At 72.6% G+C, this 16,779-nt stretch carries 14 protein-coding genes; 10 read left to right on the top strand and 4 right to left on the bottom strand.

Annotated elements, in window-relative coordinates; translation table 11 throughout:
• Window positions 1–53: 53 nt before the first annotated feature.
• Window positions 54–1,571, bottom strand: coding sequence for a hypothetical protein (locus tag ASH01_RS01775; RefSeq protein ID WP_056770609.1), 1,518 nt, complete (start codon window positions 1,569–1,571; stop codon window positions 54–56).
• Window positions 1,572–1,739: 168 nt separating this feature from the next.
• Between ASH01_RS01775 and ASH01_RS01770 the strand changes: the two genes are divergently transcribed.
• From ASH01_RS01770 to secA, 9 genes are all read left to right on the top strand, one after another.
• The gene (locus ASH01_RS01770) at window positions 1,740–2,285 is read left to right on the top strand and encodes a hypothetical protein (RefSeq protein WP_235509499.1); all 546 of its coding nucleotides are present in this window, start codon (window positions 1,740–1,742) and stop codon (window positions 2,283–2,285) included.
• 231 nt (window positions 2,286–2,516) lie between these two features.
• Complete coding sequence (gene mtrA, locus ASH01_RS01765) at window positions 2,517–3,194, top strand: MtrAB system response regulator MtrA (RefSeq protein ID WP_020143004.1); 678 nt, start codon at window positions 2,517–2,519, stop codon at window positions 3,192–3,194.
• A gap of 1 nt (window position 3,195) precedes the next feature.
• On the top strand, window positions 3,196–4,950 hold the full coding sequence (gene mtrB / locus ASH01_RS23535; RefSeq protein ID WP_304437913.1) for an MtrAB system histidine kinase MtrB: 1,755 nt from the start codon (window positions 3,196–3,198) through the stop codon (window positions 4,948–4,950).
• On the top strand, window positions 4,947–6,740 hold the full coding sequence (locus ASH01_RS01755; protein ID WP_056770607.1) for a GerMN domain-containing protein: 1,794 nt from the start codon (window positions 4,947–4,949) through the stop codon (window positions 6,738–6,740). The genes mtrB and ASH01_RS01755 overlap by 4 nt, the downstream gene beginning before the upstream one ends.
• Before the next feature lie 159 nt (window positions 6,741–6,899).
• Window positions 6,900–7,742 carry a ComF family protein gene (locus ASH01_RS01750; protein ID WP_082619341.1) on the top strand — a complete coding sequence of 281 codons (843 nt, stop codon included), beginning with the start codon at window positions 6,900–6,902 and terminating at the stop codon, window positions 7,740–7,742.
• Window positions 7,743–8,011: 269 nt separating this feature from the next.
• Window positions 8,012–8,665, top strand: a complete 654-nt coding sequence (gene hpf / locus ASH01_RS01745; protein ID WP_056770605.1) for a ribosome hibernation-promoting factor, HPF/YfiA family — start codon at window positions 8,012–8,014, stop codon at window positions 8,663–8,665.
• 135 nt (window positions 8,666–8,800) lie between these two features.
• Window positions 8,801–9,484 carry a response regulator gene (locus tag ASH01_RS01740; protein ID WP_020142999.1) on the top strand — a complete coding sequence of 228 codons (684 nt, stop codon included), beginning with the start codon at window positions 8,801–8,803 and terminating at the stop codon, window positions 9,482–9,484.
• A 78-nt stretch (window positions 9,485–9,562) separates the two neighbouring features.
• The gene (locus tag ASH01_RS01735) at window positions 9,563–10,825 is read left to right on the top strand and encodes a winged helix-turn-helix domain-containing protein (protein WP_235509498.1); all 1,263 of its coding nucleotides are present in this window, start codon (window positions 9,563–9,565) and stop codon (window positions 10,823–10,825) included.
• 203 nt (window positions 10,826–11,028) lie between these two features.
• Window positions 11,029–13,872, top strand: coding sequence for a preprotein translocase subunit SecA (gene secA, locus ASH01_RS01730; RefSeq protein WP_056770601.1), 2,844 nt, complete (start codon window positions 11,029–11,031; stop codon window positions 13,870–13,872).
• A gap of 101 nt (window positions 13,873–13,973) precedes the next feature.
• Here the strand turns inward: secA and ASH01_RS01725 are convergent, their stop codons facing one another.
• Window positions 13,974–14,513, bottom strand: a complete 540-nt coding sequence (locus ASH01_RS01725; protein WP_056770598.1) for an Rv3235 family protein — start codon at window positions 14,511–14,513, stop codon at window positions 13,974–13,976.
• The gene (locus ASH01_RS01720; RefSeq protein ID WP_156415373.1) at window positions 14,513–15,676 is read right to left on the bottom strand and encodes a LysM peptidoglycan-binding domain-containing protein; all 1,164 of its coding nucleotides are present in this window, start codon (window positions 15,674–15,676) and stop codon (window positions 14,513–14,515) included. The genes ASH01_RS01725 and ASH01_RS01720 overlap by 1 nt, the downstream gene beginning before the upstream one ends.
• A gap of 62 nt (window positions 15,677–15,738) precedes the next feature.
• Here ASH01_RS01720 and ASH01_RS01715 point away from each other — a divergent pair, with 62 nt between their 5' ends.
• Window positions 15,739–16,320 (top strand): hypothetical protein, encoded by a 582-nt coding sequence (locus ASH01_RS01715; RefSeq protein ID WP_082619339.1) that lies wholly within the window; start codon window positions 15,739–15,741, stop codon window positions 16,318–16,320.
• A gap of 20 nt (window positions 16,321–16,340) precedes the next feature.
• On the opposite strand, the gene ASH01_RS01710 is transcribed toward ASH01_RS01715, so the two are convergent.
• Window positions 16,341–16,568, bottom strand: a complete 228-nt coding sequence (locus tag ASH01_RS01710) for a helix-turn-helix domain-containing protein (protein ID WP_020142994.1) — start codon at window positions 16,566–16,568, stop codon at window positions 16,341–16,343.
• Between the last annotated feature and the right edge of the window lie 211 nt (window positions 16,569–16,779).

Below are 16,779 nucleotides of genomic sequence, written 5' to 3'. Positions count from 1 at the left end.
CCCACCTCACGAGGTGGGCGGCATCCGTGTGTTCGGGGTGGGGAGTGCTGCCGTCAGCGCGGTGCGCGGAGCAGGACGTACTCCGAGCCGCGCTGCACGACCGTCCACTGCGTCTGCTCCGTCAGCGCCTCGATGACCGGCTGCCCCTTGGTGAGCAGGGCGTACGTGCAGCCCGTCCGGCGCACGTAGGCCTGCCAGCCCGGGGCCGCGCGCTCGAAGTCGAGGTGCTCCTTGACGTGTCCGGTCGCGTAGACCTCGACGCGCCCGTCGATGGTGGGCCGTACGTTCGGGTGGCGCCAGATGAGCCAGCCCCCGACGCCGTAGTCGTTGCACACGACGGTGCCCTGCGGCAGGGCCGACAACGGCGTGTCGAGGTCGTTGGCCCCCCACGTCGGGACGGCCGCTCGGGTCGGCAGGATCAGGGCTGCGACGAGCAGCCCGAGCGCCGCGAGGCCGATGGTCAGGCCGACCTCGCGCCGAGTCACGGGTTCGCGGTCCGGCGGGAGGAGGCCCTGGATCGTCGCCGCGGCGACCGGGGCGATGATGGCGGCTCCGACGGCGACGGTCCGGCTGTAGAGCAGGGCCAGCCCGATGGCGAGCCCGACGAGGAGGATGTCGGTCCAGCGGGCGCGGTGCCTCGCGCGAGCCCAGACGAGGACGACGGCGGCTGCGAGGGCGAGGAAGGCGAGGAAGCCGGGCTGCCGGAGCGACGGCGGCATCCACTCCTCGATGTACTGGGTCGTCTCGTTGACGGCGAAGGGCGACAGGAGCAGCTCGGGTCCGGTCGGCGTCACGGCCGCGGCCGCGAGGGAGGCCAGCGGCACGAGCGCGAGGCGCAGCCACTGCCGGCGGGTCACCGCACGGTCGAGCGCGATCCCGAGCAGCGCGACGACCCCGATGACGACACCGAAGAACCACATGCCGTGCGTGCAGGCCCAGACCCACGTGACGGGCACGAGCCACCACCGCGGGCGAGCGTCCGCGGCCGAGCGCAGCCAGGCCGCCGTGAAGGCCACGGCGAAGGCGAACGAGAGCAGGTGCGGCCGCAGCGACAGGCTCTGGCTCATCGCCACGAGGGCGACGGACGTGACGGCTGCCGAGGCGAGGAGCGAGGCCCGCGGCCGGGTCGCGCGCCACAGGGTGAGGCCGATGGCGGCCCCGCCGAGGGGAAGCAGCCAGGCCACACCCGGCAGCCCGAGGAACTGCTGGACGACGCTCATGAGCAGCTCGGGCAGCCACTCGTGCAGCCGCCACGGCTGCGTCGACATCGTGCTCCACGGGTCGGGCCCGTTGAAGGTCCACGTCTCGCGGAGCCGGTCGCCGGCCGCGAGGTGCCAGAAGGTGTCCGGGTCACCGACCGGACGGGCGATCTGGACGACGGCGACGAGGATGACGAGGCCGGGCAGCGCCTGGCGCACGCCGAGCGGCAGCGGGCCGCGTCGGCCGCGCGGGGTCGGCTCCGGCCCTCCGTCGACCGGGCTGTCGACGGGGCCGGTGTCCGGGTCGTTCTCCAGTCCGGTGTCCGGGGCCAGCTCGGCGGCCGGGGTGGTTCCCCGCGTGTCGCTCGTCACCGGGCGATCATCCCCGCTCACCGGACGGGACGGGGGCTTTTGGGCGGATTGGCACGCGGCGCGGCTGGTCGCGCGAACCGCTCCTGCCGTGCTCCTCGACGCTCCCGGGCGGCCCTCCCGTGGGAGGATCGGGGGACTCACCGACCACCCGTCTGGCAGGGACCCTCCATGAAGAAGCTCCTGACCGGTGCACTCGCACTGGCCCTCTCCATCTCGCTCGCCGCCTGCTCGAAGTCCGTCGACCCGGCAGCGACACCGACCACTCCGGCCGGCTCGACCTCGAGCGCGACCACGCCGTCCGACACGATGTCGTCGGGCACGACCGACGACACCGGCGCCACCGACACGGGCACGACGAGCGCGACGGCCGGTCCCGTCGACCAGGCGACGCCCGAGGCTGCGATGACCTCGTGGCTCGACGCCATGGTCGCCGGTGACGGCAACACGGTGTGCACGCTCATGGCCACGGGAGGCAAGGCCATCTCGAGCATCCCCGGGGCCGCCGCGGCCTGCGGCAAGACCATCACGCCGATGCTCGACCAGATCAAGGAGCTCGGGGCGGCCTTCCAGGGCCTGAAGATCAGCGGCGCCACCGTCAACGGCAACAACGCCACCTTCGAGAGCGTCACGACCGAGCCGGCGCTCGCCGCCGACGTCGTCTCGAGCTTCAAGGCCGTCAAGATCGGCGGCAAGTGGTACGTCACGCAGAGCTGACGGCCTGACGCCGCACCGCTCCACGAGGGGTCCCGACACCGTCGGGGCCCTTCGCCGCGTCGCGAGCCGTATGCCGCGTGGCCCGCTCCCGTCACGTGCTCGCGGAGGGTGCGCGGACGGCATACGGCCCCCGGTCACGACTCGCTTGGGTCAGCAGGTCGTCAGGCGTGTGTGATGATTTGGTCAGGACGTACGGGGCGCGTGGTCCGCGGTCCCGGGAAGGAGTGTGTCGTGAAGGGTCGGGTACTGGTCGTCGACGACGACCTCGCACTCGCCGAGATGCTCGGGATCGTGCTGCGCAACGAGGGGCTCGAGGTCACGCACGTGGCCGACGGCTCCGAGGCGGTCGGTGCCTTCCGTGAGTCGCGGCCCGACCTCGTGCTGCTCGACGTCATGCTCCCGGGGCTCGACGGCATGGAGGTCTGCCGTCGCATCCGTGCCGAGAGCGGGGTGCCCATCGTCATGCTCACCGCGCGCACCGACACCGTCGACGTCGTCGTGGGGCTCGAGTCCGGCGCCGACGACTACGTCGTCAAGCCCTTCAAGCCGCAGGAGCTCATCGCCCGCGTCCGAGCCCGGCTGCGCCGCGGCGACGAGCCCGCGCCCGAGAAGCTGTCGATCGGCGACCTCGAGATCGACGTGGCGGGCCACTCCGTCAAGCGCGACGGCGAGTCACTGTCCCTGACGCCGCTCGAGTTCGACCTGCTCGTCGCGCTGGCGCGCAAGCCCTGGCAGGTCTTCACCCGCGAGGTGCTCCTCGAGCAGGTGTGGGGCTACCGCCACGCGGGTGACACCCGCCTCGTCAACGTCCACGTCCAGCGACTGCGCTCCAAGATCGAGCACGACCCCGAGCGGCCCGAGATCGTCGTGACCGTCCGTGGCGTCGGTTACAAGGCCGGCCCGTCCTGACATGACGGAGCGCGCGGCCCGGAGCGGACCCGCGGGGCTGGCCTCGCGGGCCGGTGCGGCGTTGCGCCGGGCCTGGCGCCGGCTGCTCCACCTGTGGCGGGCCTCCCTCGGCTTCCGCGTCGTCGTCGTGACGATGCTCCTCGGCATCCTCGTGCTCACCGCGGTGGGCACCTACCTCTACGGCTCGATCGCCCAGGGGCTCGTCGACAGCCGCCAGCGCATCGCGTCGGAGGACAGCCTGCGCGACGCGACCGACGCCCAGGGACAGTTCGACTCGACCGACCAGACGGACACGCAGGAGAAGCTGACCCAGTTCGCGACGACGCTCATCAACACCTACCGGCGCGACGCGGGCAACGAGACGCGCTACGTCGTGCTGACGCGGTTCGACGACAACACGTCGCCGTTCATCGTCAGGACGGTCGAGAGCGGCAGCGTCGGCGTCCGGTTCATCCCCGACGAGCTGCGCCAGCAGGTCGCGGCCCAGCCCGACCGCCAGCACCTCCAGGTCGCGACGATCGAGGAGGGCAACGGCAGCATCTCCGCCGTCATCGTCGGCCAGAAGGTCGTGCTCCCCGTGGCGGGCAACTACGGCCTCTACTTCATCTACCCGATGGACCGTGAGCGCGAGATCATCAGCTTCATCGGGCAGACCTTCCTCTTCGGCGGTGCCGCCCTCATCCTGCTCATCGGTGCCATCGCCTTCGTCGTGACCCGGCTCGTCGCCGACCCGGTGCGTCGCGCCGCCTCCGTCGCCGAGCGCTTCGCCGAGGGCAACCTCAACGAGCGCATGCAGGCGAAGGGCGAGGACGACCTCGCACGCCTCGGCACGTCCTTCAACGGGATGGCCGCCTCGATCCAGCAGCAGATCGCCCAGCTCGAGAACCTCTCGCGCGTGCAGCAGCGGTTCGTCTCGGACGTCTCGCACGAGCTGCGCACGCCGCTCACGACGATCCGCATGGCCGGTGACCTCATCCACGACTCCCGGCACGACTTCGAGCCGACGGTCGCCCGCTCGGCCGAGCTGCTCCGCGGCGAGCTCGACCGCTTCGAGTCGCTGCTCAGCGACCTGCTCGAGATCTCGCGGTTCGACGCCGGTGCGGCCGTGCTCGAGGTCGAGGCGAGCGACCTGCGTGCCTGCGTCGAGCGGGCCGTCGACGCGCACCGCACCCTCGCCGCCCGCAAGGGCACCCAGCTCGTCGTCAACGCACCCTCGAGCGCCGTCGTCGCCGACATGGACTCGCGCCGGATCGAGCGCATCCTGCGCAACCTCGTGTCCAACGCCGTCGAGCACGGCGAGGGCAAGCCCGTCGAGGTGACGATCGGGTCCAACGACTCGGCCGTCGCCGTGACGGTGCGCGACCACGGCGTCGGGCTCCGGCCGGGCGAGGCGGCGCTCGTCTTCACCCGTTTCTGGCGTGCCGACCCGGCCCGGGCCCGCACGACGGGTGGCACCGGCCTCGGCCTCGCCATCGCGCTCGAGGACGCCCGGCTGCACGCCGGCCGCCTCGAGGCCTGGGGAGCACGGGGAGAGGGGTCGTGCTTCCGCCTCACCCTGCCGCGCCAGGCCGATGCGACGATCACGAGCTCGCCCCTGCCGCTCAGCCCGCTCGCGGCGGAGGCCGCCCGCGCCCGCGCGGCCGGAGGGGACGACTCGACCGGCCCTGCGGGCGGCGACGGGTCCTCGGACGCCGGCCGCCCGGCCGACGACGACACGCTGCGCCTGCGACGCATCGTCGTGGAGCGCGCCCCGTGAGAGCCCGCGGTCTCGCGGCGCTGCTGCTCGCCGCCTCCACCGCCCTCGCGGCGTGCGGTGGCCTGCCCGGCACCGGCCCGGTCGTCGAAGGGCGCGCGCTGGGGGAGGTGCTCAACGAGCCGGTCCGCGTCGTGGCCGTCGGCCCGTTCGACGGGGCGAGCCAGGAGGCTGTCGTCCGGGGGTTCCTCCGGGCGGGCGAGGACACCGACGAGACCCATGCCACCGGGCAGTTGTTCCTCACGCCGCAGTCGGTCGACCTCTGGCGATGGTCGAGCGAGGACGTCGTCGTCTACGACGGTGACCTCACGCTGCGCCGGCTCACCGACGACACCGTCGAGGTGAGCGCCGACGCCCTGGCCAGGCTGACCCCGGACGGCCGCTACGTCGAGCAGCCGCCGGGCACCCGGGAGAAGGTCACCCTCGGCCTGACGAAGGTGGGCGGCGAGTGGCGCGTGGAGCTGCCCAAGACCGGCTTCGGGCTGTGGCTCGACAACGACCAGTTCAACCGCGTCTACGTCAACCGGGTCGTCCACTACGTGACGCGCACCGGGCGCGACCTCGTGCCGGACTCGCGGTGGTTCCCGATCGGGTCCCGTCTGGCCACGACCCTGGCGCGGGCCCAGCTGAGCGCCGTGCCCGGCCACCTCGCCGGCGCCGTCGCCACGGGCGTGCCCACGGGCACCCGGCTGGCCGTCAACGCCGTCCCGGTGACGAACGGCAGGGCCCAGGTCAACCTCAGCAGCGAGGCGCTGTCGGCCGACCCGGCCGGTCGCGCCGCGATGTGGGCCCAGCTGACCAAGACGTTGAGCCAGATCTCGTCGGTGAGCTCGGTGTCCCTCGCCGTCGACAGCACCCAGCTCGAGCTGCCCGGCGGCGTGACCACGGTGTCGTCCGCGGCCGAGCTGGGCTACGACGTCGTCCCCAAGACCTTCCTCGACACGGCGCAGCTGCGCACGGGCGATGCCATGAGGCGCTTCGACCCGCGCTACGTCCCCGACACCCAGGACGCGAAGCGGCCCGACCTCAAGCCCAAGGACGGCGACATCGCTCGCATCCCCGACACGTGGCGCAGCCTCGCGCTCGCCGTCGACAGCAAGCAGGTGGCGGCGGTGTCGGCCAACGGGCGTGACCTGTCCATCTGGCGTGCGACCGAGCAGCCGAGGACGGTCGCCTCCTTCGCGACGTCGCTCATCCGCCCGGTCTACGACGCCGACGGCTACCTGTGGATCGCCGGCAGCGACGAGCACGGCGACGACCGCGTCTACGTGCTCGACTCCGTCTCGAGCGACCCCGACTCCGCCCCGAAGCCGATCAGCACGCCGTGGCTGGGGGACCGCCGGGTCAAGGCCATCGCCGTGGCCGCGGACGCCACCCGCGTGCTCATCGTCACGACCGACCGGTCGGGAGGCGACGAGCAGCTCGGTCTCAGCGGCATCGTCCGCGCGACGAACGGCGAGCCGCAGGCGCTCGCGCAACCGCTGCGCCAGGCCCAGTCGCTGACCCGCATCCAGGACGTCACCTGGCTCGACCCGGTCGGGTACGCCGTCCTGGGCCAGGAGCGCCAAGGTGACCCGATGCGGGCGTGGCTGGCGACGATCGGTGCGGGCGTCGACGGCACACGGACCGGCGCAGCGCGGCTCGGCGCGGTCCCCGGAGCCGTGACCATCACGACCGTCGGCGGCCCGCGCGGCATCATCATCGTCACGAGCGACAACCGGGTGCTCGCCAGGGCAGGCTCGAACTGGCCCCTCATCGAGCGCGGCAGCGACGTCCTCGTCCCCGGCGGCTGAACGCCGCCGGTCCGGCCGTCCACACCCCCGCACGCCCGACGGCCGTCGTCCCCAGTGACGGCCTCAGGTCTCGACCCGCACGCCGCCGTGAGGTGGGCTGGAGGCGTGCGAGGGCGTCGCGGGTCAGGGCTGGCAGGCCCGCCGCGGCGCGAGAGGCGCGTGGGGCGCGGGGTCGGCGACCTCGGGCGAGCGATCGGCGCCGCCCTCTCGGTCGGCGCGGCCCGGGTGCGCGACAGCGACCTCGTCGACCTCGTCCTCCCGCGGGAGTGCGGCGGATGCCTCCGTCCGGGAGCCGTCTGGTGTGCTCGGTGCACACGTGCCCTCGAGGGCCTGGCCTTCGGGGCACCCGCCCCGCGTGACCCCGGCGGTCACTCGACGCATACGCCCGCGGTGCAGGGCCACGCCCGCGTGCACGGCGGCGGACCCTGGGTCGTGCCGCATCCCGTCCCGGAGGGCATGCCGCCCGTGCACGCCTGGGGCGTCTACGCCGACCCGCTCCGCGCGGCCGTGTCCGCGTGGAAGGACGCCGGCCGGCGCGACCTCGAGGCCGTCCTCGTGCCCCTCCTCGCCGTGTCGCTCGACGCGGCGCTGGCCGGCGTCGGCTGGGACGCCGGGGTCGTGCTCGTCGTCCCGGCCCCCTCGTCGCGACGCGCCGTCCGCGAGCGCGGCGACACGCCGATGACAGGCCTGTGCGAGGCAGCGGTCGCACAGCTCGTCGGGCGACCCGGGCCGGCGCTCCGGGTCGCCCCTGCCTTGCGTCACGTGCGGCGCGTGGAGGACCAGTCGGGACTGGGGACGGTCGAGCGCCGCGGTAACCTCGCCGGGGCCCTGTCAGTGATCCCCTTGTGGCACAACGTGATCCGGGGCCGACGATGCCTGCTCGTCGACGACGTCGTGACCACGGGGGCCACCTTCGCCGAGGCCGCCCGGGCGCTGCGGGCTGCCGGTGCCGGGTCCGTCGTGGGCGCCTCGCTGGCCGCCACCCAGCGGACCCGCGGGTGACCCGTGGGCCTCCGGGGAGGCCCTGGCGGGCACCGTGCGTGTGATGTTGCCGGGGGATGTCCGGCACGCCTTCCAGTGGGCGCGCGGCCCCAGTAGTGTCGAGTCATGGACCCCCGTCCCACGGGGAACGGCCTGCCGGCCGCCCTCGGGGACGAGATCGACAGGAAGGGGTGGTGCCGCGTCGACCGCGGGCCCGTCCTAGGTGACCAGAGGCCCGGAAACACTCTCACTGCCCGCACGAAGAAGACGTGCGCGATCAAGGAGGAACCGTGGAGATCGTCGTCACTGGACGCCACGTCCAGATCCCCGACCGATTCCGTGAGCAGCTCGACGAGCGACTGGCCAAGGTGCCCGCGCTCGCCCCCAAGGTGCACCGCATCGACGTCGTCGTCACCCACGAGCGGGTCGCCCGTGGGTCCGAGAAGGTCGAGATCACGTGCCACGCCAAGGGTCCCGTGATCCGGGCGGAGGCTTGTCTCGACGACAAGTACGCCGCTCTCGACGCGGCCGTGGACAAGCTCATGGACCGCCTGAGGCGGGTGCACGACAAGCGCAAGGTCAGTCGCGGACGACGCATCCCCGAGTCGGTCGCGCAGGCGACCGCCCGCATCGACGCCTCGGCGAACGGCGCGGCTGCCGACGACTCCGCAGCCGGCGACGCCGGTGACGGTCGGGTCGACGACCTCGAGCGCTTCGGTGCGCTCGGCAACTCACCCATCGAGGTCCGCGAGAAGATCCACACGGCCGCGCCCATGTCGCTCGAGGACGCGGTCAACCAGATGGAGCTCGTCGGACACGACTTCTTCCTCTTCCACGACGCAGATACCGATCGCCCGAGCGTGGTCTACCGGCGCCGCGGCTGGAGCTACGGGGTGCTGCACCTCGAGACCGACGCGGACGCCGCCGTCGCCGCCACGGGCTGATCCCCTGCTCCCCGGACGTCGATGGCGTCGGGGCGTCCCCGTCCAGGGGGCGCCCCGACGGGCGTCCGGACCGCGCCGCGCCGATGCGGGCCGTCCATCGGGCGGCGTGTCCGTGGTCTGGGCCAAGATGGAGGCGTGAACCCGCCCCCCGACGTCATCCGTGTCCTCATCGTCGACGACCACGCCCTCTACCGTCGGGGTCTGCAGACCGTCCTGTCGACGGAGGACGGCATCGAGGTCGTCGGTGAGGCGGCCGACGGGATCGAGGCGGTCGACCAGGCCGAGGAGATCCTCCCCGACGTCATCGTCATGGACGTCGGCATGCCCAAGCGCGGAGGCATCGACGCGTGCCGGGTCATCAAGCAGCGGGTGCCCTCGGCGCGCATCCTCATGCTGACGAGCTCCGACGACGAGGCCAACCTCTTCGAGGCCGTCCGGGCCGGGGCCAACGGCTACCTCCTCAAGGACGTGCCTCCCGAGGAGGTGGCGGCCGGCATCCGCAGCGTCTTCCAGGGCCAGTCGCTCCTCTCGCCCCTCATGGCGTCCAAGCTGCTCGAGGAGTTCAAGGCGATCAGCCAGAAGGACGTGCCGCCCGCGCCCACGCCGGGGCTGGAGCTGCCGCGGCTGACCCACCGCGAGCTCGAGATCCTCCGCAGCGTCGCCAAGGGCAAGCTCAACCGTGAGATCGGCGCCGAGCTGTTCATCTCCGAGAACACCGTGCGCAACCACATCCGCAACATCCTCGACAAGCTGCAGATGCACTCGCGCATGGAGGCGGCGATGTATGCCGTCCGCCAGCGGCTCATCGACCCCGACTGACCCCGACTGCCGCCGACCGACCGCGAGCACCACGACCCACCACGACCGACCGGGCCGAGACGCCCAGGAGCACCGTCCATGACCGTTGCCACGCGCCGGATGACGCGAGCGCAGGCGCGCCGCACCGCCATCGCCGCCCAAGGCTTCCTCGACCCCCGCCCCGAGCCCTTCACCGCGACGATGCGCCACGTCCAGCGCGTCGTCGACCGCGTCGGGGTCGTCCAGATCGACAGCGTCAACGTGCTCGCCCGCAGCCAGTACCTCCCGTTCTTCTCCCGGCTGGGGCCCTACGACCCGGCGCTGCTCGACCGGGCCCGCGACCGCGCCCCGAGACGCCTCGTCGAGTACTGGGCCCACGAGGCGAGCCTCGTCCCGCCGTCGACGTGGCCGCTGCTCGACTTCCGCATGCGCGCGGCCGCCGAGAAGGCGTGGGGCGGCATGCGGCGCATCCTCGAGGAGCGCCCCGACTACGTCGACCTCGTCCGGGCCGAGGTCGAGGCCCGCGGCCCGATGACCGCGCGCGAGGTCGAGGTCGCGCTCGCGCACGACCAGCCCCGGCGCACCGACCACTGGGGCTGGAACTGGTCCGACGTCAAGCAGGCCCTCGAGTACCTCTTCTGGGCCGGACGGATCAGCTCGGCAGGGCGCACGTCCCAGTTCGAGCGCCGGTATGCCGCACTCGCGGCCACCGCGCCGCCGCCGCTGCGCGAGGCCTGGATCGACCGTCCCGGACCGGAGGCCGACCCCGACCGCTACCTCGAGCTCGTCCGCATCGCCGCCCGCGCCCACGGCGTCGGCACCGAGCTGTGCCTCGCCGACTACTTCCGGATCAGGCGCGAGGACGCCCGCCCGGCCATCGCCCGACTCGTCGCCGACGGCGAGCTCATCCCGGTCACCGTGCCGGGCTGGAAGCCGGCCTGGCTGCACGCCGAGGCCCGGCTGCCGCGACGCGTCCACGCCGAGGCCCTGCTCAGCCCCTTCGACTCGCTCGTCTGGCAGCGCGAGCGCATCCACGCCCTCTGGGACTTCCACTACCGCATCGAGATCTACACACCCGCCGAGAAGCGCGTCCACGGCTACTACGTCCTGCCCTTCCTCCACGGAGACGCCCTCGTGGCCCGGTGCGACCTCAAGGCCGACCGCGTCGCCGGCGTGCTGCGCTGCCACCGCGTCACGTGGGAACCCGGGGCGCCCGCCGAGGCGCGCCCGGCCCTGCTCGCCAACCTCGAGTCGATGGCCGCCTGGCTCGGGCTCGGTCGCGTCGACCTGCCCGTCGACCAGGCCCTCGACCAGGGGGTCGACCAGGCCGTCGACCCGACGGGCGCCGCCGCGGGCGGCTGAGCGCGTCCCGGGGCACCCGGCATACGCCCTCGGGCACCGGCGCGGACCGGGCTGCCCACGGTGTCGGAACCGGGCCGCGCGCCGATGCGTTGGTCGTTGTGTCCGGAAGGCGGCTAGCCTAGGCGGGTCCCGTGACCCATCACGGGCGATGGAGCCCGCCCACCGGGCGAGTCCACACGTTCAGTCGGGAGTGAGATCACCAGATGGCCGTCATCGAGAAGCTGCTTCGCGCCGGCGAAGGCCGGACCCTGAAGAAGCTCCAGGGCATCGCCAAGCAGGTCAACGCCCTCGAGGCCGACTTCGAGAAGCTCACCGACGAGGAGCTGCGCGACGAGACCAAGGGTTTCCGCGAGCGCCTCGACAAGGGCGAGACCCTCGACATGCTGCTGCCGGAGGCGTTCGCCGCCGTCCGCGAGGCGAGCAAGCGCACCCTCGGCAAGCGGCACTTCGACGTCCAGGTCATGGGCGGCGCGGCGCTGCACATGGGCAACGTCGCCGAGATGAAGACCGGTGAGGGCAAGACCCTCGTCGCGACGCTCCCGAGCTACCTGAACGCCCTGTCGGGCAAGGGCGTTCACGTCATCACGGTCAACGACTTCCTCGCCGAGTACCAGTCCGAGCTCATGGGCCGCGTCCACCGCGCCCTCGGCATGGAGACCGGCTGCATCCTGAGCCAGATGACGCCCGAGCAGCGGCGCGCCGAGTACGCCAAGGACATCACGTACGGCACGAACAACGAGTTCGGGTTCGACTACCTCCGCGACAACATGGCGTGGGACCCCGCCGAGCTCGTCCAGCGCGGCCACAACTTCTGCATCGTCGACGAGGTCGACTCGATCCTCATCGACGAGGCGCGCACGCCGCTCATCATCTCCGGCCCGGCCGACCTCGCGACGAAGTGGTACGTCGAGTTCGCCCGCATCGCGGCCCGACTCAACCGCGGCGAGGACGGACGCGGCGACTACGAGGTCGACGAGAAGAAGCGCACCGTCGGCGTCCTCGAGTCCGGCATCGCGCGCGTCGAGGACCTCCTCGGCATCGACAACCTCTACGACACGGTCAACACGCCGCTCATCGGCTACTTGAACAACTCCATCAAGGCCAAGGAGCTGTTCAAGAAGGACAAGGACTACGTCGTCATGAACGGCGAGATCCTCATCGTCGACGAGCACACCGGCCGCATGCTCCCGGGCCGCCGCTACAACGAGGGCATGCACCAGGCCATCGAGGCGAAGGAGGGCGTCGAGATCAAGAACGAGAACCAGACGCTCGCCACGATCACCCTGCAGAACTACTTCCGCATGTACGGCAAGCTCTCGGGCATGACGGGCACGGCCCAGACCGAGGCCGCCGAGCTCAACTCGATCTACAAGCTCGGCGTCATCCCGATCCCGACGAACCGCCCGATGGTCCGCAAGGACCAGGCCGACCTCGTCTACCGGACCGAGGTCGCCAAGTACGACGCCGTCGTCGACGACATCGCCGACAAGTACGCCGTCGGTCAGCCCGTCCTCGTCGGCACCGTGTCGGTCGAGAAGAGCGAGTACCTCTCGCAGCAGCTGAAGAAGCGCGGCATCAAGCACGAGGTCCTCAACGCCAAGCAGCACGAGCGCGAGGCCGCGATCGTCGCCGACGCGGGCCGCAAGGGTGCCGTCACCGTCGCGACGAACATGGCCGGTCGAGGCACCGACATCATGCTCGGCGGCAACTCCGAGTTCCGGGCCGTCGCCGAGCTGAAGCGTCGCGGGCTCGACCCGCACGAGACGCCGGAGGAGTACGAAGCCGCGTGGGACGAGGCGCTCGCCACGGCCGAGCGCGACGTCGCGGCCGAGCACGAGGAGGTCACCGAGCTCGGCGGCCTCTACGTCCTCGGCACCGAGCGCCACGAGTCGCGCCGCATCGACAACCAGCTCCGCGGTCGTTCCGGCCGTCAGGGTGACCCTGGTGAGTCGCGCTTCTACCTCTCGCTCAACGACGACCTCATGCGCCTGTTCAACGCCGGGCTCGTCGACCGCTTCATGCAGACCGCCGGCATGGAGGACAACGTGCCGATCGAGTCCAAGATGGTCACGAACTCGATCCAGAAGGCCCAGGGCTCGGTCGAGGCGCAGAACTACGAGATCCGCAAGAACGTCCTCAAGTACGACGACGTCATGAACCGCCAGCGCCAGGTCATCTACGACGAGCGCCGCGCGGTGCTCGAGGGGGAGGACCTCCACGAGCAGCTGCGGCTGTTCGTCAACGACGTCGTCGGCTCCTACGTCGACGCGGCCACGGCCGAGGGCTTCGCGGCCGACTGGGACCTCGAGAAGCTCTGGGACGCGATGCGCCAGGTCTACCCCGTCTCGGTCACCATCGAGGAGGTCGAGGACATGGCGGGCGGTCGCCAGGCGATCACCGCGGACCTGCTCCGCGAGCAGCTGATGTCCGACGCGCACCACGCGTACGACCAGCGTGAGGAGACGCTTGGGGCGGAGACGATGCGCGAGGTCGAGCGCCGGGTCGTCCTGTCGGTCCTGGACCGCAAGTGGCGCGAGCACCTCTACGAGATGGACTACCTCCAGGAGGGCATCGGCCTGCGGGCCATGGCCCAGCGCGACCCGCTCATCGAGTACCAGCGCGAGGGCTTCCAGCTCTTCGAGGCGATGATGGAGGCCATCAAGGAGGAGTCGGTGAGCCACCTCTTCTCCGTCGAGGTGCAGTTGCCCGAGGCCGCCGCCGCTCCCGTCGGCGCCGCGCCGATGTCGGTCGGGGACCTCGTCGGCGGGCTCGCCGCCGCCGGTCACGTCGCTGACGACGCGACCGGTGCCGCCGCCCGCAACGGCGAGACGGACGAGGAGGCTGAGGCCGCGGCCGCTGGACGCCGCCCGTTCGGCTCCGGCGTGCGCGTCTCCGGCGTCGACCTCGACCCCGAGTCGCAGCGCCCGGCCGCCCTGCACTACACCGCCCCCGGCGAGGACGGCCGCGCCGTCGAGACCGGCGGCCAGCAGACGGTCGAGCGCAAGGCCGACCGTCGCGGCAAGAAGGTCAAGCGCAAGCGCCGCTGACGCAGCGACGCACGACGGCCCGGGCCCCTGAGGGGCCCGGGCCGTCTGCACCCCCACCCGAGGTCGTATGCCGGGTGCGCGGCCGCGGATGACGCGCGCGGTCAGCCGATGGTGAGCGCCGTGACGAGCCACCGCCCGTCGAGGCCCTCGAGCCGCAGGGCCAGGGCCCGGACTCGCCCGTGCGACACGACGACGGCGCAGGCCTCGACGATGCCGTCGGCCGGCTCGCACACGCGCACGCGACGCACGACCGCCGAGCGGCGTGGGCCGGGGGTGCGACGCCGGCCGGCGACCATGGCCTGCCTGGCGATGACCGAGTAGATCGTCGGCGCCGTGTGCCGGATGAGCTGGGGAGCGGGGCGCTGGCCGGAGACGACCTCGACGATAGCCTGCGCCAGGCGGCCCACGAGCGGGGCCGGCTCGGGGAGCAGGCTCGTGCGGGTCGGCTGCCGGCCGAAGTCCTCGTCGTCGCGCGCGCCGAAGAAGTCGAGGGCGAGGGCGTCCTGGGCGTAGGGCGGCTCCCCGTGCCAGGCCTCGTCGGCGCTGATGATCCGAGGCGCCGTCTGGGGGATGCGCCGGACGGTGAAGCCGTCGCGGGTGGAGGTGCCGGTCTGGCCGGGTGTGGTGGTCGCTCGCGTCATCACCGGGCTCCCTGCTCGGCGGGGACGCTGTCGCCGGCGCCGGCGCCGACGCTGGACGGCCGTGGCACGGCTGCGTGGGACTCAGGGTTGTCCGGCCCTGACGGGGCGCTCGAGGGCGGACGCAGCTGCACCCCCGGCATGATCACGTCGGGGTCCTCACCCACGACGTCGCGGTTGGCGGCATACCACCTCGGCCACTCGCGGGAGATCTGTGCGTCGGAGGCGCCCGGACCGAGGTGTCGGGCGGCGATCGTCCAGAGCGAGTCGCCACGGCGCACCGTGACGAGGTCGTGGGCCGATGCGGCGGGACGCGGGGGCGGGGCCATGAGCTGCGACCGGTCCGCGTCGAGCACCGGCACGGGCTGCGTCGGGAGGTAGCCGGGCCCGTCCGGCGGTCTCGGGGACGCAGGTGCGGCGATGCCCTGCTGCGTGCCTGGGGTGGGGGAGTAGCCCGGATCGACGGGGAGCCCGGGAAGGTCGGCGGGCTGCGAGTGGGACGACGGGGTCGGGCTGGCAGACCCAGCCGACCCGGCGGACCCGGCGGACCCGGCGGACCCGGCGGACCCGGCGGACGGTGTGTAGCCCGGCGTCAGCTCGGTGGGTGTGTAGCCGGGCGTCAGGTCCGGTGCGGAGGCCCCTTCGGCGGACGACGCCTGAACACCGGCGCCGCGTGCCGTCGGAGCGGAGCCGGCACTCGAGACGGGGGCCGGGGGCAGGGCCACCGAGCCGACCGACGCGCCGAGGACGAGGGTCAGCACCTTGCGCACCGCGGTCGGTGTGACATGGTCGGCGACCTCGCTGGCCACCCGTCCTGCTGCACCCGGAAGGAGGGAGGCGACGGCGAACAGGCACCCGAGCGCGAGCCACGCGGCGAGCAGGACGCCCATCCAGGCGAGAACGAGGAGGAGGACGTCGTCCGGCCGGGCGGTGTCAGCAGTGTGGCTGCCCCGCCGCGCGACCGTCACGAGAGTCAGCAGGGTGATGACGGCGACGGCCAACCCGACGGCGCCGGCCCCGACCTCGCGCAGGCGCGGGCCGTCCAGGCCCGTCCGCTGTCGCTGGGCGGTGTGAGGCCTGGCTGCGCGGCCGCTCTCGTCGTCTCGTCGGGCAGCCGTGTGTGCTCCCGCTGCGTGTCCTGGTGTTGGCTGCAGTCCCCTGTCCATGGCTTCATTCAATGCAGTTTGCTTGTGTTTGGTCAAGTATGGTGTTGGTCAAGAATCGCCGGGTGGCCCGCGACGTCGGGGCAGGGGAGGGTGTGCGCATGCGCTGGGACCGGCTCTTCGACGACCTCGAGGCTCAGCTCGCGCTGGACGACGTGCGGGAGCTCGAGGCCGAGGTCGCCGACCGCACCCGGCGCGAGCGCGCGCTGCTCGACCTGCACACGCGGCTGCTCGCGAACGTCGGTGCGACGCACGTGGGGCTGCGGGTGCGCGACCGCGTGCTCACGGGTCGGCTCGTCGACGTGGGGCCGGACTGGGCACTCGTCGAGACCGCGCCGGGACGGCCGGTCCTCGTGGCTCTGCCTGCGGTCCGCGCGGTGTCGGGACTGGCGCCGGGGGCTCGGACGCCCTCCGTCGTGGCCCGGAGGTTCGGCCTGGGGGCGGCCCTACGGGCGGTGAGCCGCGACCGCGCCGCCGTGGAGGTCGTGGATGTGGACGGGCACGCATCGACGGGGACCATCGACGTCGTGGCGTCCGACCACCTCGAGATCGCCGAGCACGCGGCCGACGAGGCCCGACGAGCGGCCAACGTCACCGGGCGGACGCTCGTGCCCTTCTGGTCACTGGGCTCGGTCCGCCGGCTCTGAGAGCCGGGACCGGGGTGGCCTCACTCCTCGGCGGAGCCGCCGAACGGGTGCGCCTGCACGAACGACTTCGTCTCGGCGTACATCCGCTGGATGTAGCCCTCGAGCTCCGTGGCCTCGACGCGCCACTGGCCCCGGCCACCGATCTTGATGGCCGGCAGCTCCCCGGAGCGCACGAGGGCGTACGCCTGGGCGGAGGAGATGTTGAGGATCTCCGACACCTCGGCGAGCTGCAGGAACCGCTGGGCCACGTTGACTCCTCCTCTGGGCACCGTCTGGCGACGGCCTCGACCACACCCGTACCCCCCGCGGCGCGTCCGGACACGGCCGGTGCCACCCGACTCCGGCACGGGCTCGTGGGTCGAGGGCAGGGAACGGCTCCATCCTAGGGATCCGTGCCGTCGTCATCGTCCGTCGTCCCCAGCTGTGCACCTTGACGGGCGGTGTGCGCCGGGTTGATGC

The sequence above is a fragment of the Terrabacter sp. Soil811 genome, assembly GCF_001429655.1.
Classification (GTDB): domain Bacteria; phylum Actinomycetota; class Actinomycetes; order Actinomycetales; family Dermatophilaceae; genus Terrabacter.
Note: the sequence above shows the minus strand (reverse complement) of the source record. Positions and strands in the feature narration are given on the sequence as shown.